The organism is Pseudomonas sp. 1121_17 (assembly GCF_052850745.1).
The window spans coordinates 846,133-865,863 of record NZ_VXCX01000001.1 but is presented as its reverse complement, the minus strand read 5'-3'; the positions used below and the strand labels follow the sequence as shown (position 1 = coordinate 865,863).

At 59.4% G+C, this 19,731-nt stretch carries 18 protein-coding genes and 2 pseudogenes; 6 read left to right on the top strand and 14 right to left on the bottom strand.

Features of this window, described 5'->3' with window-relative positions:
* The first annotated feature begins 14 nt into the window (after nucleotides 1-14).
* The 3 genes from FW789_RS04380 to FW789_RS04370 all read left to right on the top strand — a co-directional run bounded on the left by FW789_RS04380 (nucleotide 15) and on the right by FW789_RS04370 (nucleotide 3,582).
* On the top strand, nucleotides 15-227 hold the full coding sequence (locus FW789_RS04380; protein WP_207073119.1) for a DUF6434 domain-containing protein: 213 nt from the start codon (nucleotides 15-17) through the stop codon (nucleotides 225-227).
* A gap of 254 nt (nucleotides 228-481) precedes the next feature.
* On the top strand, nucleotides 482-2,527 hold the full coding sequence (locus FW789_RS04375; protein WP_186699210.1) for a TonB-dependent receptor domain-containing protein: 2,046 nt from the start codon (nucleotides 482-484) through the stop codon (nucleotides 2,525-2,527).
* A gap of 362 nt (nucleotides 2,528-2,889) precedes the next feature.
* On the top strand, nucleotides 2,890-3,582 hold the full coding sequence (locus FW789_RS04370) for a YoaK family protein (protein WP_186699321.1): 693 nt from the start codon (nucleotides 2,890-2,892) through the stop codon (nucleotides 3,580-3,582).
* A 189-nt stretch (nucleotides 3,583-3,771) separates the two neighbouring features.
* On the opposite strand, the gene FW789_RS04365 is transcribed toward FW789_RS04370, so the two are convergent.
* The gene (locus FW789_RS04365; protein WP_186699208.1) at nucleotides 3,772-4,782 is read right to left on the bottom strand and encodes a zinc-dependent alcohol dehydrogenase family protein; all 1,011 of its coding nucleotides are present in this window, start codon (nucleotides 4,780-4,782) and stop codon (nucleotides 3,772-3,774) included.
* A 182-nt stretch (nucleotides 4,783-4,964) separates the two neighbouring features.
* Between FW789_RS04365 and FW789_RS04360 the strand changes: the two genes are divergently transcribed.
* The 3 genes and pseudogenes from FW789_RS04360 to FW789_RS04350 form a co-directional block, all read left to right on the top strand.
* Nucleotides 4,965-5,861 carry a LysR substrate-binding domain-containing protein gene (locus FW789_RS04360; protein WP_340610168.1) on the top strand — a complete coding sequence of 299 codons (897 nt, stop codon included), beginning with the start codon at nucleotides 4,965-4,967 and terminating at the stop codon, nucleotides 5,859-5,861.
* Between the two features lie 75 nt (nucleotides 5,862-5,936).
* Nucleotides 5,937-6,223 (top strand): annotated as a pseudogene (locus FW789_RS04355) (integrase core domain-containing protein); the annotation flags it as partial.
* A pseudogene (locus FW789_RS04350) lies at nucleotides 6,198-6,371 on the top strand (tyrosine-type recombinase/integrase); the annotation flags it as partial. The pseudogenes FW789_RS04355 and FW789_RS04350, both read left to right, overlap by 26 nt.
* Nucleotides 6,372-6,662: 291 nt before the next feature.
* Here the strand turns inward: FW789_RS04350 and FW789_RS04345 are convergent.
* The 13 genes from FW789_RS04345 to FW789_RS04285 all read right to left on the bottom strand — a co-directional run bounded on the left by FW789_RS04345 (nucleotide 6,663) and on the right by FW789_RS04285 (nucleotide 19,731).
* Complete coding sequence (locus FW789_RS04345) at nucleotides 6,663-6,956, bottom strand: hypothetical protein (protein WP_103437407.1); 294 nt, start codon at nucleotides 6,954-6,956, stop codon at nucleotides 6,663-6,665.
* Complete coding sequence (locus FW789_RS04340) at nucleotides 6,944-7,318, bottom strand: LexA family protein (RefSeq protein ID WP_446431022.1); 375 nt, start codon at nucleotides 7,316-7,318, stop codon at nucleotides 6,944-6,946. The genes FW789_RS04345 and FW789_RS04340 overlap by 13 nt, the downstream gene beginning before the upstream one ends.
* Nucleotides 7,319-7,398: 80 nt before the next feature.
* Complete coding sequence (locus FW789_RS04335; RefSeq protein ID WP_446431021.1) at nucleotides 7,399-7,608, bottom strand: hypothetical protein; 210 nt, start codon at nucleotides 7,606-7,608, stop codon at nucleotides 7,399-7,401.
* A gap of 50 nt (nucleotides 7,609-7,658) precedes the next feature.
* Nucleotides 7,659-7,943, bottom strand: a complete 285-nt coding sequence (locus tag FW789_RS04330; protein ID WP_446431020.1) for a hypothetical protein — start codon at nucleotides 7,941-7,943, stop codon at nucleotides 7,659-7,661.
* Entirely contained in the window at nucleotides 7,940-8,302 is a 363-nt protein-coding gene (locus FW789_RS04325) for a hypothetical protein (RefSeq protein WP_446431019.1), read from the bottom strand. The genes FW789_RS04330 and FW789_RS04325 overlap by 4 nt, the downstream gene beginning before the upstream one ends.
* Complete coding sequence (locus FW789_RS04320; RefSeq protein WP_446431018.1) at nucleotides 8,299-8,925, bottom strand: glycoside hydrolase family 19 protein; 627 nt, start codon at nucleotides 8,923-8,925, stop codon at nucleotides 8,299-8,301. Before FW789_RS04320 ends, FW789_RS04325 begins: the two co-directional genes overlap by 4 nt.
* A 58-nt stretch (nucleotides 8,926-8,983) precedes the next feature.
* The gene (locus tag FW789_RS04315; protein WP_446431017.1) at nucleotides 8,984-9,949 is read right to left on the bottom strand and encodes a GDSL-type esterase/lipase family protein; all 966 of its coding nucleotides are present in this window, start codon (nucleotides 9,947-9,949) and stop codon (nucleotides 8,984-8,986) included.
* 375 nt (nucleotides 9,950-10,324) lie between these two features.
* Nucleotides 10,325-12,301, bottom strand: a complete 1,977-nt coding sequence (locus FW789_RS04310) for an SGNH/GDSL hydrolase family protein (protein ID WP_446431016.1) — start codon at nucleotides 12,299-12,301, stop codon at nucleotides 10,325-10,327.
* A gap of 57 nt (nucleotides 12,302-12,358) precedes the next feature.
* A complete protein-coding gene (locus tag FW789_RS04305) occupies nucleotides 12,359-15,409 on the bottom strand; it encodes a host specificity factor TipJ family phage tail protein (RefSeq protein ID WP_446431015.1) in 3,051 nt (1,016 codons plus the stop codon).
* A complete protein-coding gene (locus FW789_RS04300) occupies nucleotides 15,378-15,782 on the bottom strand; it encodes a hypothetical protein (protein WP_446431014.1) in 405 nt (134 codons plus the stop codon). The genes FW789_RS04305 and FW789_RS04300 overlap by 32 nt, the downstream gene beginning before the upstream one ends.
* 2 nt (nucleotides 15,783-15,784) lie before the next feature.
* Complete coding sequence (locus FW789_RS04295; protein ID WP_446431013.1) at nucleotides 15,785-16,264, bottom strand: DUF1833 family protein; 480 nt, start codon at nucleotides 16,262-16,264, stop codon at nucleotides 15,785-15,787.
* Complete coding sequence (locus tag FW789_RS04290; RefSeq protein WP_446431012.1) at nucleotides 16,261-16,713, bottom strand: transposase; 453 nt, start codon at nucleotides 16,711-16,713, stop codon at nucleotides 16,261-16,263. Before FW789_RS04290 ends, FW789_RS04295 begins: the two co-directional genes overlap by 4 nt.
* A gap of 12 nt (nucleotides 16,714-16,725) precedes the next feature.
* Nucleotides 16,726-19,731, bottom strand: a complete 3,006-nt coding sequence (locus FW789_RS04285) for a phage tail length tape measure family protein (protein ID WP_446431011.1) — start codon at nucleotides 19,729-19,731, stop codon at nucleotides 16,726-16,728.

Here is a 19,731-nt window from a genome sequence, read left to right as displayed (position 1 = left end):
CGCAGGACTGGCCCATGAGCTTCAACTGGCATTCAGGCCCCTTCAGTCGTTCCACTCCTTTGGACGATCAATACCGTAACACCCAAAAGGTCCGCCAGTTCCTGACCGCCGAATGCGGTGACGGCTTTAAGTTCGACCGTCCGTTCATGGCCTGGATCAAGAGCGGTGCTCCAGCAACGATGGGTGATGTCGCAGACGAATGGCTGCGTAGGAACCGCAGAGGCTAGCAAGCGACCAAGATTGCCTGAGCCTGAATCGATCCCCGCCAAGCCCACTGCCGAGTGGGCTTTTTCACGTCTGGGTGAAGGCCCGATCCCGCCTTCGACGAACATGCAGCGGCAACGCGCTTAGTAAAGTATTTGTCAGTTTTGTGTAAACAAAATTGGGTAATTACTTTTAAATGGTTCTCATTTGCGATACCGTCCGACCCCGATTGCGTTCTGCCTCTTGAATCCAACCGATCGACAAGGACTGTTCCACGATGCCACGCCCACCGTTCTGCCGTGCCCTGCTCACCCTGGCGCTGATCGCCGCAAGCCCTGTTCAGGCCGAAGAAACCCTCGAGCTAGAGCCGCTGCCTGCCACTGAACTGCAAGCTTCGTTCGTCACCGCTAGCGGCGGTGGCACTGATGTGCGCGATGCCCCGGCCAGCGTCAGTGTCATCACCCGCGAAGAGATCGAGCGCCAGCCGGTGTACGACCTCAACACCCTGCTGCGGCGTATCCCCGGCGTGACCGGCGGCTTTGGCCCGGTGGGCGAGCAATCGAAGATCAAGCTGCGCGGCCTGGACGACAAGTACACGCTGATTCTGGTGGACGGCAAACGCATCGGCAGCTCCGCCGACACCAACTACCGCCGCGACCTGGGCCGCCAGGACATCAACTGGATCTCGCCGAACATGATCGAGCGGATCGAGATCGTGCGCGGGCCGATGTCGTCGCTGTACGGCTCGGACGCCATGGGCGGCGTTATCAACATCATCACCCGCAAGGTCTCCCGTGAGTGGAGCGGCTCGCTCAACGCCAACACGACCATCCCGGAAGACTCCGACCGCGGCCAGACCAACCAGACCAGCGTCAACCTGTCTGGCCCGATCACAGAATCGCTGGGCCTGCGCCTGGGCGCCAACCTCACCCGGCGGGCGGCCGACGAAGTCGAACCGCGGGTCGATACCCTCGGCGACTTCGTCTACAACGACGGCGCTGGCGGGGCCAAGGACCACAGCGTAAACGCCCTGCTCAACTGGCAAGTCAACGACAACCATCAGCTGTCGTTCGAAGCCACCCAGGGCGTGGAGCGCTCCTGGTCATCGAAAAAAACCTTCGGCGACTGGGACGAAACCATTGGTGAAGGCTTTGGTGCTGCGCGCCTGACCCGAGATAGCTTCATCATCTCGCACAACGCGGACTGGGGCTTTGGCACCTCGCGCATCGACGCCTACCTGAACAAATTCAAGAACGACATCAGCTGGGGCAAGGCCAGCTCCGAGGAAAAGATCGTCGAAGGCAGCCTCAACATCCCGTTCGATCTGCTGATCAACCAGCGCCTCACCGTTGGCGGCCAATGGAAGCGCGAGCAACTGACCAACACCGATACGCTGGGTACCGTCCCCGTCGATTATCAGGGCAAGCCAGTCAGCGGTGCGGAACTTGAGGGCGACTACTCGGCGCTGTTCATCGAAGACGAACTGTTCCTGCTCGACAACCTCTCGCTGACCTTGGGCAACCGCTTCGACCACAGTGACGAATATGGCAACCACAACAGCCCGCGCGCCTACCTTGTCTACCACCCGCACCCGGACTGGACAGTTCGCGGCGGTGTGTCGCGAGGTTTCCGTGCGCCAAGCCTGAAAGAAGGCAGCGCCGGTGCGGCAACCAACTCCGGCGGTCGCGGCTGCACGTCGCTGCGGCCGCTGGGATACGTCACCGGCGAATGCTGGATGGCCGGCAATCCAAACCTGCGCCCGGAAATCAGCACCAACAAAGAAATCGGCGTGTCCTTTGACCACGACGGCTGGGAAGCAGGCCTCACCTACTTCCACACCGACTTCAAGGACAAGATCGAATACGCCCCGCTGGGCAACTTCCAGGGCCGCTGGTGGACCATGCTGGAGAACGCCGACAAAGCCCGCACTCGCGGCTGGGAAGGCAGTAGCAAAGTCCCGCTGTGGGAAAACGCCAGCTGGCGCACCAACGCCACCTACATGCTCGAAAGCCGCAACCTGTCGACCGGACGCGACCTGATCAGCGCGCCGAAACTGTCGCTGTTCAGCGCCATCGATTGGCAAATCAGCGATCGCATCGGCACCGAGCTGTCGGCGCAGCATGTTGGCAAGCAGCGCGGTTTGGGCACTGACTTCGTCAAGTCTTACACCACCTATGACTTGAGCGCCAACTGGGCGGCGACCAACTGGCTGTCACTCAATGCCGGCGTGCAGAACCTGCTCGATGAAGACCCGCGGGATGAGTCGACCAGCTTTTACGTGCCGGGTCGGGCGTACTTTGTCGGGATGACGACTTACTTCTGAAGATTGTCTGGACATCAGGCAAATCATTATAGGAGCGGCCTTGTGTCGCGAAAGGCTCGCGTAGCGAGCCCGGCGATATTGGTCGCGAAGCTGACCACTGGGGCCGCTGCGCAGCCCTTTCGCGACACAAGGCCGCTCCTACGGAAACCGCGTGATATCAAAGCCGGTCGCAGCATTTGCGGCGACGGCATGAGGCTAGATGCGCTGAGATTGGCCTGCTTGAGGTTAAAGGCGCTAGGAGTATGTTTGGGAAATGGACTACAGGCAAGCGGAAAAATCTGCCTTTGGACATGATTTGACGCGGCCTGAAACAGGTTTTATTGTCCGGTAATACGTTGTTTCCAAAAGCCTCTGAGGCACTGATGCTCCCTGACTCAGCATTCTATACAGCACGCGGAAGACGCATAGCGCGACTGCGTGGCAAAGTTGGGCTGTGCATGGTCGCAGCACTCTCCTTCCTCGCCGGCATGACTGACGCAGTCGGGTTCACCGCAACAGGTGATTTCGTATCCTTCATGAGCGGCAATACCACCCGCCTTGCCGTTTCAATTGGTGAGCGGGACTACAGCTCCATCCTCACCATCAGCACTCTGATCGGCGCGTTCATCGCTGGCAATGCCATCGGCGTGATCGTCACGCGCCTGGTCGGCCGCCGCTCCTGGCCATTGCTGCTCTGCGTAGGCGCCCTGCTCTGCCTGGCGGGCTTGATCTCGATAGCACTTTTCTCACTGGTGTGCACTGTCATAGCCATGGGCATGATCAATGCCGTGGTCGAGGAAGTAAATGGTTTGCCGATCGGGCTGACTTACGTCACCGGCGCCCTGTCACGCTTCGGCCGCGGGCTTGGCCGGTGGTTGATGGGTGAGCGCAAGCCAGGCTGGAGGGTGCAGCTTGTGCCTTGGGTTGGCATGCTGCTGGGAGCAATCGTCGGTGCCCTGCTGCAAGGGTATCTTGGTATCACAGCCTTTGTGATCAACGGGCTACTGGTGTTTGCACTCGCCGCGTCATCGCTAGCCATCCCACGTCGCTGGCAGCGCAACTACATGCCCAAGTAGCTATGGCGGGATACGCATCTGAACAGAATGCAGCCCATCACAATTGAGAATTGCTAGGGATACCTGATCCGTTTAATGCTTCCACTATTGAGGCTATAGGAGGAAGCCACATACAGCGTTACCACCTGAGCTCTCTCAGCGAGGAAGCCTTTGTAGTGGTCTACTAACCCCCGGACTGGTGACCAGATCCTACTCGATTTTGATTACTACCTTACCAAAGGCGCCTCTGGCCAAATGTTCGTACGCTTCGCGTGCTTGATCGAATGGATACACGTGGTCGATTACCGGGCGAATCTTGTGCTCATTCAAGAATTCGTTCATTCGATCAAATGACGAACGTGGAGCAACGGCTATGCCGCGAATCGTTGTTTGTCGGAAAATCATAGGCATCAGGTTCAGGGTAGAGGTTTGGCCTGTCAGAAAGCCGATCTGTGCGATACGTCCACCTACCTTTGTTGCAGCAATCGATTGATTGAGGCCGTCACCGCCTGCTACATCCAGCAGCAGATCCACTCCCTTGCCGTCAGTGAGCTTCATAACTTCCTCTGCCCATTCAGGGGTAGTGCGGTAATTCACACCAGCAACAGCGCCCAGTTTTTTTACAGCTTCCAGATTGTCATCACGGCTGGAGGTGACGATAACCTTGGCTCCCAAAGCCGTAGCAATTTGTGCTGCAAAAACAGAAACACCTCCAGATCCCTGAACCAAAACGGTTTGGCCGGTTTCGATCTGGCCATAATCGACGAGCGCATACCACGCCGTCAGAGCAGCAATTGGAAGGGTCGCTGCTTCCTCATCTGACATGTTGTCGGGGGCACCTACCGCGCTGTCTTCATGGATGATCATGTATTCCGCCAGACCACCAGGCAATGGCGATCCAAAGCAGTAGTTAGGCTCATCCGGCCCAGGCATGCCGTCCAACCAACGTGAGTAGAGGTGTGAGTTGACCCGGTCTCCGATAGCGAAGCGGCTGACACCATCACCAACTGCCACGACAGTCCCCGCCGCATCGCTGACGGGGATCAGTGGCTTGGGCACCAGGTGAGGTTCATAGATGCCGTCAACGATCGCCTTGTCCCGGAAATTGAGTGATACAGCGCCGACTTTAACCAGCAGTTCACCCGCTTGGGGCACGGGGGTTTCCGTTTCGCCCTGTACCAGATTATCCAAGCCGAAATCTTTCAGAAGCCACGCTTTCATTCTTTGTCTCCAACAATTTTGAATGTGCAGGTGAGGAAAGCTCCTCCCTTACGCTGAGGACATTGTTGAGGTTTCCCGGCTATAGATAAATGTGCAGAAACGAACAGGATTGTTATCCTGATCAGCAACAATCACCCAGTTAACAGGTTTCCGAGAAGAGACGTATGGAGCTTCTACAGTCGATGCAAGTATTCGCCAAGCTAGCGGAGTTGGGGAGCTTCACCAAAGTCGCTGAGGCAATGCAGGCCGGACGCCCGCACGTCACACGCACCATTCAGGATTTGGAAGCCTCGCTGGGTGTCCGTCTGTTCCAGCGCACTACGCGTAAAGTAAAACTGACCGCTGAGGGCGAGCGGTTTTACGAACGCGTCAAAGAGATTTTAGCAACCATCGCAGAAACCACTTCCATGTTCGACCGTAGTGGATCGACGCTGCGAGGTCGGCTTCGAATTGACATCCCAACTGCATTTTCCCAGCGCAGCTTCATGGAAAGCCTTAGGAGATTTACAGAGGCATTTCCCGAAATCGAGCTTGCGCTAGGCGTGACCGACCGTACAGTAGACCTGGTAGCCGAGGGCATCGACTGTGTATTACGAATTGGTGACCTCCCGGATTCAAGCATGGTGGCCAGAGAAATCGGCACCGCCATCATGGTGACCTGTGCGTCTCCAAGTTATCTCCAAGCCTGCGGCGCTCCCATAACCCTACAAGATCTAGCAGACCACCAATGTGTAAACTTCCTTTCCGGTCAAAATAACAGACCGCTGCCTTGGCACTTCTCGATAGACGGCAAAGATCGTCCACACACGCCTCATGGTGGAATCACTGTGAATGAGTCGAATGCCTACGTTCAGTGCGGTGTTGCAGGCTTCGGCATTGTTCAAGCTCCTGGCATTGCCGTTGAGACATTCCTCGCAAGCGGAGAACTGGTTGAAGTGCTCAGGGCGTTTCGTCCAAAGCCTCGCCTAGTATCCGTGCTTTATCCAAGCAGAACGCATCTTGCGCCTCAGGTCGACGCATTTGTGGATTGGCTGAAGGAAGATTTTCCTGTGCACCCCAGCTGGTTCACAGCGCACTGACCTTCGCTCATATGCTGACCCCGCATTAGAACTGGCTGGTGCAAGATGTGTTCGGCAGACGCTTACGACCAGTGATCGCAATATGGCAGCCGTGAGTTTCGCCAAAAGCTGTGGCGCTATCGCATGCGCCAGAGCATGAGCCGCCGAGGAAATCGCTGGGATAATGCGCCGATGGAGCGAGTTTCCGTAGCTTGGAGTCAGAGTGGATACCGACCACGGGTTACATGACCGGGCAGCAAGCTCAACGAGACATTAGCCAATACCTGATGAACCACTACAACTGGATCCGACCCCATCAATGCAACGGTGGACTGGCTCCGGCGAAAGCTGAAAAAAACTCTGCGCGCCGCAGGTGTAACTGAAGAGGATCAAAAGTCACTGCTCGGGCACAAGAACGGCAGCATCACCAGTCATTACTCCGACGCTGAGCTGGGCAAGCTGATTGAGGCTGCGAACATGGTATCAACTACCGACTCGCGTGGGCCGGTGCTGACGATCTTGAAAAGGGAAATTTGGATGATCCCCGAAAAAGTCCCAACACGCAGAAATGAAAAAGCCACCCTGAGGTGGCTAAGTCATTGGGATTATTTGGTCGGGACGGAGTGATTCGAACACTCGACCCCTTGCACCCCATGCATGACAAGCCTCGGTAACGGCTTGATTACAATGGATTTCCGGCCCTGCTTTCGCTGCAACGAGGCTCAACGCGTCCGGATGAATCCCAGCAAAGTCACTTCAAAAGTCACTGGCCTCTGCCAGCCTGCCTGCGGCGTTCTGCCGGCCTACCCTTCCTTTATATGGCTACACCGTCCGACACCACCACGACTGCGCATAAAGCACGCCGTCGACTTCCTCCACGCCATTGATGTTGATGCCGAGCTGGGCCATGCCATTAACCTTCGCATCGTGTAGCCGCGGGATGACATCGGCGCCGGGCGAATGAGTGAACACCCAGGCCTGCGTCGACACCCTGCCCAGCGGCGCGCTGTGGTGATCGCCGATGTGAATGTCTGCCTTCAGGGCCTGGATCTTCCCCAGCTGATCAGTCGGGATGGCCACGCCCAGCTTGCGCCGCCGGACGATCAGGAAATACATGACATCGGCCCATGGCTGCGCAGGCTGTAGGTGACCACGCCCCAGACGGAGAACTCGTCTCCCTCCATGATGAACCGCGGCGCATACCGGGGATTATCCGAGCGCAGCACGATCTGCCGGCCAACGTAGTCAAGCCGCTTGCAGACCGGCTCGCCGTTGACTGCCGCGATGACGATGTGTCCGGCCCGCGCATCGATCGCCTTGTCGACGATCACCACGTCCTTGTCGAAGATCCCGGCACCCTCCATGCTGTCGCCGTCGATCTTGACCAGGTATACATTGGGCGCGTGCACCTGCAGCAGTTCGTCGAGGGACGTGGCCTGCAGGTCTTCGGCGTATTCGAATGGGTTGGCGGCTGTCATGCTTGGCCCAATACTGTATATGGATACAGTATCGTAAAGCCGGGCAACGCCGCCTGCAATCACCGCCTGGCGGGCAACGATCAATGCGCGGGCGTGCCCTTGCCGCTCAGTGCTTTGAGCTGGTAGTCAGTAACCGCCTGGGCATGGGCATCGTAGATTTGCCGCAGCCGCTCTACCTCATGGGCTGGAGCGCCCATGTCCTTTGCCTCGTGATACCGCTTCAGCGCGGCCGTGACCTGCAAGTACATCTCGTGGTCAGGCATCAGCACGCCGCTTGGTTCCTTGCTCACGGATCATCCCTCAGCTGGGCGAGGCGAAATTATCCCGCCCGCGCCCCAGCCTACCGGCAAGCGCTAATGCCGGCTACCAGCTGCTTCTCGTAACCGATGCGCTGCCGCCGCTCCGCCAGCAGGGCTCGAACCTTCACCTCCAGGATGTCGCCCTTGCGCAGGCCGTCAGCTGCCCACGGCGGCACGGCAACCTGCGGCGCACGGCACGGCACCTGCACCGGAACCTCGACACGGACGTACTGGGTTTCAGGCTCAGACCGCCCCGCGCAGCCGGCCAGCACGCAAGCGACTGCGAGCACCCCCACCCCGTGCAGGAATTTGACTGCAATGGTCATAGGCCAAGCTCCTTGTCGATGATCGAAGTTGCTGCTGTGCACTGGTCACCCCCGGTCCGCTCCTGCTGCAGGCGGTTCGCCGCGGCGTAGTCGGTGTCGGCGCTGGCCTTGGCCGCGCCCACGGCTTGCTCGGCGGCAGCCTGGCGGTTGGCGGCGGCAAGCATCAGGTCGCCAATGGCCTTGCCCTGCTCCGTGGCCAGCCCGGCCAAGTTGTCGCGTGCGGCAGTGCACTGGGCGGTCTTGTCCTGCTGGTCATCCAGCAGCGGGCGGAAGTGGTGAGTTGCTGCCCAGGCACCCACGGCCATGCCCAGCAGGATCAGCAGGCCGGCCCCGGCGAGGCGCAGCGCCCAAGCATTCATGCCATCACCCGCACGGCAATGTCGTACAGCGCCTTGCGCTCAGCCGCGCCATGCGGCACGCGCCCAGGCTTGCCTGTGTTGATGATGCTGCCGATATCCTGAATGCGGCCGGCGTCGGCCAGCTCGTTGAGGCCGTGCGTCGCCCACCACCACGCAGCGGACTGGGCCGCGTGATCGGCCTGCTCGAGCAGTTCCGGCTGTTCCTCCAGTGGCAGCCCCAGCGCGGCGCCGGCGGCACGGTAGTTGTCGCGCCCGGTCAGCTGAATCAGGCCGCGCCCGCGGTACCGCCAGCCATCGCCCGACGACTCTGGGCCATTACCCATGCGGCCGCTGTAGACGCGGTTGGCGATCTTCTCCGGCTGACGGGCGTATGCCGGTGCGGTGTCAGCGGTGAACCGACTGGGCCAAGTTCGCACCAGTGCGTCGGCACTGTAGTTCAGGTTTTCCACCAGCACGCGCAGTTGCCCGGACTCGTGGCCGATCTGCGCCAGGAAGGCGGCGGCACGCAGCCGGCTGTCGATCTTCCAGCGCAGCATGGCGCGGTTGAGCGCAGGCAAAAAAATGCCCGCGACAGTGCGGGCCTTGGGCAGAACCTGCAGCAGCTGCTGCTCGGTGATGGGCATTCGGTTTCTCCAGACGTAAAAAACCCGCACTAAGCGGGTCTTTGTTTGGTCATATCTTTCAGATGGACTCAATCGCGTCGATAATGTTTTTCGCCATGATGGAGTGCCCTGCCTCATTGGGGTGTGCAAATCCGTCGATCACTGAAGCAGTTTCGACTTCATCGAATGGAGACAGGTTGTCGATGAAGTCGACCTGGTTCGCCTTGGCAACCTGGTCGACCATTCCGCGAACAACCTTCATGGTCATTACCGCCATGGCGTCTGCCTTCGATCCTTCCAAAACCGGGCCGGCAGACATGAGGATTACGTTCCCGCGAGGCTTGAGCTCATCCACCAAGCTCTGAAGTGAAGCATGGAATCTGGAGCCGTCCGGCGAAGCCGCCTTTTCGCCCCGGTCGTTGGTACCGAACTGTGCAATTATGAATTGGTCTCGCTCGGTTATGGCCGATGGGCCGTAGCGGCCGGAAAGGTTATACAGATTGTAAGTCCTAGCGGTCTGCCCGATAACGCCCTGATTTGTAAATCGCACAGTTTTGGGTATCTCCAGCCCGTCAATTTCCAGGGATCTTCTACCCGCTAAGCCCTTCGAATTGGTGCGAATTTCCACCTCTTTGTCTCGGACATAATCAAAAGCATGGGTGCGCCGCGCAACAGTCCCTGGAGCGGCTCTACCAGTAGCTCTGGTGCTGAATGTCCCAATCAGTCGGCCATCGACCAAAAGATCATAATTGTTGAACGCAATGGCGGAGGCTCGACGGTAGAGCACTGAAAACTGCTCCCCGGTGAACTTGAAGCGTATTGACTGAGGGCCAGAACCTTCCCCGGACAAATCAGTTAGCGTATAGGTCTTACCCGTCACGCTGTCATCTCGGTCAGACACGCTGACCGAATGGCCGGACCCGGTAGAATTCACCTGGAATGCACCACCTTCAGGGAAAACCTGAATGGTCCTAGTGTAGGTGACGGTGGACTCTCCCGATGGCGAAGCCTGCCAGTTGCTAACTACTGGGTCCGCTCCTGGCATGTACGTCTCTCCAACATATGCCCTGAACTTGTTCCAAAAGCTCGGTGTTGCCGACCAATCCCTCGGCGTGTCGAGTCGAGGTGTTCTCGGACTAACAGGCGCGTTCCCGGGGAGCGTTCTCCCCCACATGATGGAGTCACCAACTCCGACCACGCCAACAAACTGAACTAGCGGGTCCTGGAGAGATGACTTCAGCTTTGAAAGCTGCCCGCCATATGGCGAGAAACTGGGATGGTTCGCGCCGCTGGAACTCGAGTCTCCACAGCCGGAAACGAGCGCAGCTAGGAGCAATATGATGGCAATCTTTCGCATCGATTGAAGGGCCCGCATGGTGCAAAACGCCATTATACCCGACCATAACTACCCTAACGCTACCTACTGCGATTCAAGGGCGTTGATGATGTTCCTGGACATTACCGCATGACCCAGCGCATTAGGGTGAGTGGTCCCATCGAGGATCACCGATGGATCCACCGTATCGAATGCAGCAAGATTGTCGATGAACGCTAGGCTGTTTGACTTGGCTACCTTGCTCAGCACGCCACGAACATCACGCATCGTCATATACGCTGGGGCTGGCGGCTCTGTGCTGTCTGCCACCGGACCTGCGCACATCAGAATCACCTCTCCCAGCGCGGTGAGGCGAGTGATTATGGCTTGCATTGACCTTTCGAACTCAGCCCCTCCAGGTGGTACGCTGGTATCACCCCGATCATTGGTGCCGAACTGGCAGAAGATAAATTGATCGTAGGCCGTCACCGCTGTCGGACTGGAGTAGCTACCCGACAAGTTGTAGAGGTCGTACGTCCTCGCCGTTTGCCCAATAACACCTTGGTTCGTAAAGCGAACCGTCTTCGGGATCTCAATCCCTTCAATGTAGAGCCGACGAACGCCTGTCATGCCAGTGCTGTCGGTCCGAATTTCAATGACCTTATTGCGGACGTAGCCGAAGCTATGCAGCCGTCGGTTGTTGTCGCCCGAAACCACCCCATCTACCCCGTCCTGAGTCGAGAAGGAACCTTGATCGACACCGTTTACGAACAATCGATAGTTGATGAAGTCACCGGTGTTCGTCGCTCGAAATATGAACGTGAACTTGTCCCCGGTGAAGTTGAACTTGATGGACTGGTAGTTAGCGCCGCCCGGGGCTCCATCACTCAAGGTGTACATGAATCCGGTAGGGCTCGTAGCCCTCGCGGCGGAAGCCGAGGTCTGCGTGCTGCCGACCACTGTCAATGAGAACGGGCCATCCTTAGGGTAGATCGTGAGTGGCTTAACGTAGGTGGCTACCGACTCCCCGGACGGGCTCGCGGCCCAATTGGACAGGGTAAGCGCCGCCCCCTTCATGTACTGCCCGCCGATGTATCGACGGAGGTTATTCCAGAAGCTTGGAGAGGAAGCATTGTCCCTGGCGGTGTTCAACAGCTGGGTCTGGGGCGTAACGGAAGAGTTGTCAGGGAGCGTGCGTCCCCACAGAATCGAATCTCCAACTCCAGCGATACCAACAAACTGAACCAGGGGATTTCCAAGAGCCTCCTTGAGGCTTCGCAGTTGCCCGCCATAGGAGTTGAACTTCGGCGCGCTCGCGAGGAACTCATTGAAGAAGCCAGCAGGAAAAGTTGCATCCAAGATTTTGAATTTACCATTCACGTAATTGTTGCCACGTGGCGTAGAGTTAACCAGGTAGGTCTTCCCACCAAGATCCACAGTTCTTCCCTTGTGGACTACTTCAAAGGCAGCAAACGATGATGAATCATTTGTTGTGGCATTCCCCGCAGCGCCAAATGGTTTGTCCACTGGCGTCGGAATTTCCTCAAGCCGAACTTCCACTGTTCTTCCAGAATACTCGGAGAGGCCGCTCCCTCCTGCCGAAGCCAGTTGCTGCCGCAGCGCCGCATGCCCCACGCTTACGAAGTTGGGAGAATCGACCGCCCAGTTTCCTGTGGTTGTATATGGAAGCGATGCAGAGGCGGCAATCCGATAATACTCACCATCCTTCCTGATGATCTGGTTGCGGGTGGTTACGTTGATGCCAGCGGCATAGTCCCCAAGTGGCTGATACCCCGAAGATGCCAAAAACTGTTGAAACTGAGATTCTTTTTCAGCCTGGGCGATGTCGAATTGCGCTAAGCGATCCGCTTGGTCTTCGGTGAATTCCTGGTCTCGCAGTTGCTGAGATTGGTCGAACTCACGCTCCATACCCCGGATGGACTTACGGTTCTCGCCCGTCCTGTCAACCCAGGTATCAGCTTCACCGTTCGCGGCCTTATCAATGTTTCCAGCGTTGTCGAAAAGATCGAACGGGCTGCTGGAACCGTCCGGCTCAACTGGGTTTCCGGTGTTGTATCGCATGTTTTCTCCGGGCATGAAAAAGCCCGCTCAATGGCGGGTATGCTCGATAGGTTCCGGTCAGGCCGGCGGGAATTGATCGTCGTAGGTGTAAACGCGGTCGTCGTATGGCATTGCTTTCACCGCTACGTTTCCGTTGGCGGGGTCTGAACTGGTGATCAGTGCTGGGTATGCCCAGCGCGTGACGGGGCCGAACAGTATGTGAGGCGGCTCCAGCGGGCCGTCGACCACCGGCGTGAAGCCGAGGTCATCCACCTGCGCCGTGTAGTCGTCAATCCTGACCGCGGTGAATGGCCCGGCCAGTGTCCCGTCCAGCTTGCGGACGCCTAGCCGGTGCTCGCCGCCTGCGCTCCAGTCCAGCGGCTCGGAGGATCTGAGCAGAGTCCCGGCACCGGTAACCGCGAAGTCGAGCAGAATGGAGCTTTGGCAGCGCTTCGGCGTGTCGTCGGCAACCGCGGCGAACGTCAGATACCCGCTGTTGCGGCCATCCATCTCGGTTTCCCAGCTGTACACGTCCGTGCGGTACTTCTGGTGTCCGCGCCGCCGCATGCCGAAGCGCCAGGCTCGAGTCTCGTCGCTGAATCCGACTACCTTCACCCTCTCGACCTTCAGGCCCTCGTCGCCCGGCCAGCGGCACTCGACCGTCTCCCACGCCCACGTCGAACTGGAGAAGTACTCCACATCCACACCATCGAAGTCGTTTATCGACGGCATGGAGCCGTTGATCTTGAGCATCTTGGTCATGTTTTGCGGGGAGTATGTCTGCGTCTTTGGTCCGTACTCGACACTGAAGACTGAGCGTTTCTCGTCGCGCGCGGGGCGCAACAGTCCGTTGAACACGACGAGCTCACCGAAGCCGCAGGCAAGCGCATTGTTTACCATTTCCTTGACGGTGATCGACGAGTCCAGGGTCTCGTCGTACGTGTCGCCCCGCGCTGCGCAGGTGGCGTGGAAGGCAGCCCATTCAGGCAGGTCGAAGTCATCGTCGGTGTAACCGCGCGCCTTGAGCTGAGCAAGGCACCAGGGAACGATGTCCCGGGTAGGACCCTTCGGCAGCCAGACCCCTCCACTGAAGAGCGGCAGAATCCGGGTTGCCTCAAGGCTGACCTGGCTCTCAGACTGAGCCGAGAGGCGATCGCCGCCCCTTATGTCCAGCGCGATGACGGTGAGGCCGGGGTAGCTGGTGGGCGAATTCTGCATCCGTCCGCGCATGTCGTACCAGGTGATGTCGTCCCTCGCCTCATTGCTGTAGCTAGCCTCTCTTCTAACCCTCGCCTCTGCCCTCATCGGATATGGCAGGGTCGCGCGGTACGTGAATCCCTGGGCGTCCAAAGAGCCGCCAGTAGACACCTTGGTGAGGGTGGTCCAAGCTCCGGCCGTATCCATGTCGCGGTACTCGAGCGTGTGGTAGGCGGCCATTCCATAGATCTGTCCTTCCCGGCCCAGACCGCAGAGCCCGTTGGCGAAGAAGACGCTCCACTCCAGCTCGGTCACCTTCTCCCCCTCAGGGCAGCAAGCGAAGGGCCCGCGATATCCGCCGGTGAGGTTCGTCACGTCCAGGCTGATGATCCCGCTCACGGTCTGCATGGCGTTGAAGCCAGGCCAACCGGTGTCGGTCGAGCCCGATGAGGTCAGGCGTTCGACGGCCATCAGCGTGGTGCTGAAGGCAGTGATCCGGTATCGAAGGCCGCGCGGGCCAATCGAGGCCAGGCCCTGGCCAATGGTGAGGCCCACCACCGGCGCACCGCCGTCGTAGTTCAGCGTCATCTCTGCCAACTGCTCGGGCGAACCGCTGGTTGTGGCAGTACCCGTCACGCCAACCGGGGAAGCCCCGAGAATCGTTGACGCCCCAGAGGAAGAGACGGCCTGCCCTGCGAACGGGGATTGCTCAACGAATCGAACGCGCCCAGAGCTTTCCTCGGCGCGGATCGGTGTTGCCGACAGCTGGGTGTTGAGCGCCGATACCAGTCCAGCCAGGTTCGTGGTCGCGGCATTGAGCGTTACCGAGTAGTTCGTCGCGCCCCGGCTGATGGTGAAGACCAGCGGGGTGACGTTGAAGTCATACCGGGTCGGTGCGGCGGATCCAGTAAGGGTTGAAGCAGAACCAGGGCTGGCGGGTATTGCCGGGCTGTATGGCGTGTAGCTGTTGACCACGTACATCCCGGCGTTTGAGCCAGCGACTTCAATCAGCATGCCCACCGTCGGATTCAGCATCTCCAGCGGCCCACGCACGATGTCTCGACCCGCGCCGCCGTCCACCACGGTATAGGTGTAGGGGGCGATGACACGGATGATGATCCCACTGGTCCAGTCGCTGGGGAATTGGCCTGACCCCGTAGGCACGCTGATCGAGGAACCGTTGAACTGGTAGGCAGTGGCGCTGGAGGACCTGGTCAGGTTGCTTGCCAAGGTCAACTCAAGACCGGCTGAGCCGCTGGAGCTAGCGCCGACCTCGGGCACGTTGAACCAGTTGATGTGGGCGCTGTTGGCCGACAGATCTTCGCCAGGCTGGTAGATGGCGAAGGTCGCGTCGGCGCCAAGCGAGATGAGCGGCGTTTCACCGACTCTGACCTTGGATGCCGGGATGCTGTACTCACCCTCTCCCACGTACAGCAGCATCTCGACCCGCTGATCACGCGGGCCAAGGAATCGGCGGCGCGGCTGGGCCAGGTAGGACGGATAGGTGCGCTGATAGCCGGCGATCTGCCGGACAGCATCGCCCAGCTTCATCTTGTTTCCCTTGGCACTCGCCTCGGACAGGGGGTCGCCCTGCTGCGCGCCGACGTTGCTTGGCATGCCGGGCATCTTCGGCATGATCGCCTTGAGCACGGCCTTCGCGCCTGCGAACAGCGCATAGGTGATCGAGAACGGGTCGGTGCCTTTCGGCTCCATGTAGATCTGCAGCAAGTCGGACGGCTTGAAGCTGACCTTGTGCCACAGCGCCTGGTCGATCAGCTCATCATTCAGGACGACGCTGATCGGCGGGCTTTCGCGTCGCTCGTAGGACGGTGCCTGGCTCTTCAGCCACTCCTCGATCTTCTGTCGGCGGTCAGTCTTCCAGGTGCCCAAGGGCGCCGTGTCACTTAGCTTGTTCGGGTAGAACTCGATCACGGTAATACACCACCCTTGGGTAAGCGGCTTCGAACTCGCCGGTTGTCCGGAGGCAGGCGCCACCGGGGTTTGTGTCGATGACCTTGAGTCGGCCTTCGCTCATCACGACCACGCCCACATGCAGGCACAGCTCGCCGCGGAACACCGCAGCAATCGCCGCCGGCTCAGGCTGGCACTGCTCCATGCCCTGGCGCAGATCGTGGTAGGCGCTGGTGTTCTCGCGGATTCGGTCCTTTCCAACAGCGCCGAGGGTCGGCATCAAAGGCAGCCCGAACATCAGGTGTCGCACGGCGATGCACAGCCCCCAGCAATCGAAGGCAATAGGCCCCCGTGCACCCTCGCGATACGGGGCGCGCATGAATTTCTCGATCATGGTCAGATGTACTTCAGGCCGGGTGCCAGGGAGGCGGTGAGAATGCTGCGGATGCCGTTGGTGTTGAGCAGGTCAAAGAAGCCGCACGTCAGCTTGGCCACATCGTCCTCATACTCCCGGCTCAGCACCGTCATGCGGTAACGCTCCGCGGGGAACGAGAGGTCGGAGGCTAGGTATCGGCGGAAGGTGATGAAGATGCGATTGCCGGCTTCCTTGGCCGCCTCAACCACCTCCTGGACCTCGCCGGTGACGTTGTCCATGCCGATCACGATGTTCTGGAATCCGCTGTTGTCGTTCTTCGGCAGGGCCAGATCCATGGCCAGGGCGACGAAGGTGAGCGTCCTGCCGTCCTCCGTCACACAGGTTCGATCCTGGTAGCCGGAGCAGTAGAGGTGCGAGAACGTGCTGCCCTCCTCCCGCGCCTCGATAGTGTCGACCAGTTCGCCCTTCCCCGAGGCGTAGCATTCTTCGATCAGGCTCATGCTTCTGGCCACTCCCTATTCATCGCCAGGTCGATTACGTTCTTGTTGAACCAGTAATCTGGGAACTGCTCCCATCCACCGGGAATTAGTGGCCGTTCCTTAAGTTCGAGGATTGCCGAATACCTCCAGCGGCTGACCTGGGTGAGGTCAGGCCCCTGGTAGATCCCAGTGAAATGCGCCTGATAGGCCTTGAATCCGGCCGGCGTCTGCAGAGGCATCTCGAACCACTCCATGCCGTTCGACAGGGTCCGCGCATACCAGGCCTCGAAGAAACCAGCCTCCGCCTCGTCGAAGTTGAAGTTGAACTTCACCTCGGTCGGCACGTAGCTGTGCACCACCCTGTAACGCTTGCGACCCGTAACCATCGGGGTTGCACGCATGGGGTCGACCGTGCTGAGGCCGTACCCCTCTTGCAGGGGCAGTGGCAATTCTGCCGGGTACTGAATCATTGCCACTCCTCGTTATGATCCCTGTCGGACCAGTCCGTATGCGCTTTCAAGGGCTTGTGCCCGGTCGCCGCCGCCGAAGATGTCAGCCACGAAGGCATCAACCTGGGTGCTGCCGTCATCTCTGGTGCTTTGCTGAACGGTGCCGGCCCGGCTTTGGTCCTGAACCAGGTTCACATAGACGTTGGTCTGCTGCGCTGCGCCGGACTGTTCGCCCGAGCTGCTGATCTTGTTGACCGAGACGTTCTCGCCGGCAAAGGAAACCCGCTCATTCGAGTTGATTGCCTCGAGCAGCTCCCGGTTGCGGGACGTGGCCTTGGCGTTCACAACGAACTCGCCGTTGCTGAGCCGCGCCGGGATGCTGTCCGATGTTCCCGTGCCAGAGCCAGAGACGTATCCGCCAGTGCTGAAGCCTTTGATGAGCGCGAAAGCAGCCAGCAGCGCGCCGCCGCCAACCACGGCAGCAGCGCCGAACGAACCGATGGATGCGACCAGGGCGGCCGGCAGCCAAGCGGCCAGCGTTGTTCCTGCTGCAGCTGTCTGGGCTGCGGTGGTAGTTGCCGTTGCCGCAAGGCTGGATGCTGTAACTACACCGTCAGCGGCAACCTTGGCTGTAGCGACCGTCGCCGCCCCAGCGGTTTCTGCTGCGGTAACTGCTCCGGCCTGAGCAATCTGCTGGGCCGCAACTGCTGCCGAGGTCTGCCCAAACAGCAACTGCATCGTTTGGTTGATGGCCCACTGCGCGGCCATCTGGCCAAGCGAGTTGATGACGCTGCCGAGCAGGCTTCGCGTGACGTTGGTCACCGACTCCCCGAAGGTCTGACCCTCCAAGGCCATACTTTGGAAGGCGCTGCCTACGCTGGACTGGATGCTGCCGAATGCTCCCGTGAACAGCGCCTGAGTCTGCCCGGCCACGTTCGTCGCGCTGACCTGGAAGTTCTGCAGTGCCGCCGTCCAACCATTGATTGGGTTGAGCATCGCCTGATCCATCTGCGCCCAGCCAGCCGTCAGCGCGGCCTGCTGTTTCGGCAGGAACTCCTGAGTCAGCGAGATCTGCGCCTGCAGATCCTGCCGCTGCTTCTCCGTCGTGGCGTTGGCCAGTTCGGTGCGCAGCTGAAGGATGCGGTCATTGGTCTGCTGCTCGAGCTGCACGCGCTGCTGCATGCGCGCTGTCTGCTGGTCTCCCATGCCCACGCCGGCTGCTGCGACGCTGTACTCATTCCGCTGGCCGGCCAACTGCCGCTCAAGTTGCGCCCGGTACTGCTCGGCCTGGGTGAGGCCTTGTGCGCCCTTGATTGCTGCGGCGTAGTTGACTGAGGCCTGCGCCAGCGCCTTGCCGTATTCCTCCTGGCTGATTTTGCCTTTGCTCAAGGCTAGGTCGAGCTGGGTTTGCTCTTTGGTAAGCGTGCGGGCGGCCTGGGCGGCAGGGTCGTACTGGTTGTACAGGCGAGCGAAGGTGTTTTGAGCTTCAGCCACGCCGCGCTCATCTTGGCGAGGCGTCTTCGGCTTGGTTTTATCTGCGTACTTGCTTTCGATAGCCGCCACGCGCTTGGCGATCTCTTCTTCGCTCCTGCCGGCCTTCAGCCCAAGCTCGCGGGCCTCGGCTATTTCACTTCGCTTCTTGGACTCCTTGTCCAAGTACTCCAGCTGAGAGCTCGCCCAGCGGGCCGCTGCAGCGATTCGCCCCTGATTGGCATTCGTCTCGTCTGCCTCAGCCTTGGCTGCAGATGCAGCGGCATCGCGGCGCTCACCCAGAGTCTTTATCTGAGAGCGAAGAGCCTGGTTCGAGTTGTCGCCAAAGCTGAATAGGTTAGACAGCGCTCCGGTAAAGCCACCCTCTTTTCTCGTGTCCAAGATGCGCTGCGCGATCTCGATCTGCTTGTTGTCGTCAGGGAAGAGCTCTGCCTTGACCTTGGCGTAGGCGTTACTGATGGCAGTGCCGACATCGTCCCAATCGCGCTCAAGCTCTGACAGGGAGTCCCTGTACCGCTGAAGCCTTGTCTGCGCATTGGCGTTCAGTGACTCGCTCAACGAATCCAGCGCTTCCTGCTTCTTGCCCTGGCTTTCCAGCCCTGCAATGACTTCATACTGGGCCGCAGTCACCAGCCCGTACTGCTCGCTGATTTTCTGCGCCGCCTTGGTGGCGCTGTCTCCGAGCCCGCCGAACGACTTCGCCACATCATCTGCAGCTTGCCCGGTAAACTTGGCAACAGCTGACGATGCCTGAGCCAAATTTCTGAACTGGGTTTCACTGGAGCGACCGGATGCAGCAAGGGCAATTACGGCAGCCTTTGCCTCGGACAGATCACCAGTCACTTGGGCAGCTGATTTGGCGACTTGCGACAGTCCTTCTGTCGTCTGCCCTGAGTTAGCAGCGCCGGCGAACAGCGATTTATTGAAGGCGCTGACCTCTTTCTCTGCGTCGTAGAAGACCAGAGCGAGAACTCCAGCGGCGGCGGCTGCAACCGTGAACGGGTTGACAAGACCGATTATGTATCCACCCAAAGCCCGCGCCGCAGGACCAATGCCGCCGAACATGTCCTTGAGTTGGCCGCCCTGTTGAAGGAACACCTGGAGGGGCGCCTGGCCTGCCTGAAGGCTGACTACGATGTCAGTAAACTGAGCCGGAATCCCTCTCAATGAAGCCTGGTATGCCTTGGCCGACATCTCGGCCTTCTTCATTCCGTTTCCAGTTTCACCAAGGGCATCGCGCATGGTGTTTATGCGCTGCGTGTACTCTACAAAGGTTTCGCTCTCGACTATTCCGGCTTTCTTGAGCTTGGCCAACTTGTCCTGCATTTCATCCAGGCGGCCGAGCGCGGCAACGGTAGGGTTGATCTGTCCGAGCAGCTGCGAGAGCTCCTTTCTTTGCTCATCCAAGCTTGCCGACAAGCCCTCCGTGCTCTTTGATGCACCCTCGCCGGCTTTCTCTACGCCCTCCAGAGATTCTTTCAGGTCGTCCGCATTGCGCTTGGCGCCCCGCGAGTCGATCGTTACCGCCAGGCGGGATTCCTGCGCCAT

What these genes read in the sequence shown, in the direction of transcription:
- FW789_RS04310 (WP_446431016.1), bottom strand. Translation starts at nt 12,301, where the DNA reads ATGCGATACAACACCGGAAACCCAGTTGAGCCGGACGGTTCCAGCAGC.
- FW789_RS04370 (WP_186699321.1), top strand. Translation starts at nt 2,890, where the DNA reads ATGCTCCCTGACTCAGCATTCTATACAGCACGCGGAAGACGCATAGCG.
- FW789_RS04365 (WP_186699208.1), bottom strand. Translation starts at nt 4,782, where the DNA reads ATGAAAGCGTGGCTTCTGAAAGATTTCGGCTTGGATAATCTGGTACAG.
- FW789_RS04300 (WP_446431014.1), bottom strand. Translation starts at nt 15,782, where the DNA reads ATGATCGAGAAATTCATGCGCGCCCCGTATCGCGAGGGTGCACGGGGG.
- FW789_RS04315 (WP_446431017.1), bottom strand. Translation starts at nt 9,949, where the DNA reads ATGCCAGGAGCGGACCCAGTAGTTAGCAACTGGCAGGCTTCGCCATCG.
- FW789_RS04320 (WP_446431018.1), bottom strand. Translation starts at nt 8,925, where the DNA reads ATGCCCATCACCGAGCAGCAGCTGCTGCAGGTTCTGCCCAAGGCCCGC.
- FW789_RS04330 (WP_446431020.1), bottom strand. Translation starts at nt 7,943, where the DNA reads ATGACCATTGCAGTCAAATTCCTGCACGGGGTGGGGGTGCTCGCAGTC.
- FW789_RS04380 (WP_207073119.1), top strand. Translation starts at nt 15, where the DNA reads ATGAGCTTCAACTGGCATTCAGGCCCCTTCAGTCGTTCCACTCCTTTG.
- FW789_RS04290 (WP_446431012.1), bottom strand. Translation starts at nt 16,713, where the DNA reads ATGATTCAGTACCCGGCAGAATTGCCACTGCCCCTGCAAGAGGGGTAC.
- FW789_RS04345 (WP_103437407.1), bottom strand. Translation starts at nt 6,956, where the DNA reads ATGTATTTCCTGATCGTCCGGCGGCGCAAGCTGGGCGTGGCCATCCCG.
- FW789_RS04295 (WP_446431013.1), bottom strand. Translation starts at nt 16,264, where the DNA reads ATGAGCCTGATCGAAGAATGCTACGCCTCGGGGAAGGGCGAACTGGTC.
- FW789_RS04375 (WP_186699210.1), top strand. Translation starts at nt 482, where the DNA reads ATGCCACGCCCACCGTTCTGCCGTGCCCTGCTCACCCTGGCGCTGATC.
- FW789_RS04325 (WP_446431019.1), bottom strand. Translation starts at nt 8,302, where the DNA reads ATGAATGCTTGGGCGCTGCGCCTCGCCGGGGCCGGCCTGCTGATCCTG.
- FW789_RS04340 (WP_446431022.1), bottom strand. Translation starts at nt 7,318, where the DNA reads ATGACAGCCGCCAACCCATTCGAATACGCCGAAGACCTGCAGGCCACG.
- FW789_RS04285 (WP_446431011.1), bottom strand. Translation starts at nt 19,731, where the DNA reads ATGGCGCAGGAATCCCGCCTGGCGGTAACGATCGACTCGCGGGGCGCC.
- FW789_RS04360 (WP_340610168.1), top strand. Translation starts at nt 4,965, where the DNA reads ATGCAAGTATTCGCCAAGCTAGCGGAGTTGGGGAGCTTCACCAAAGTC.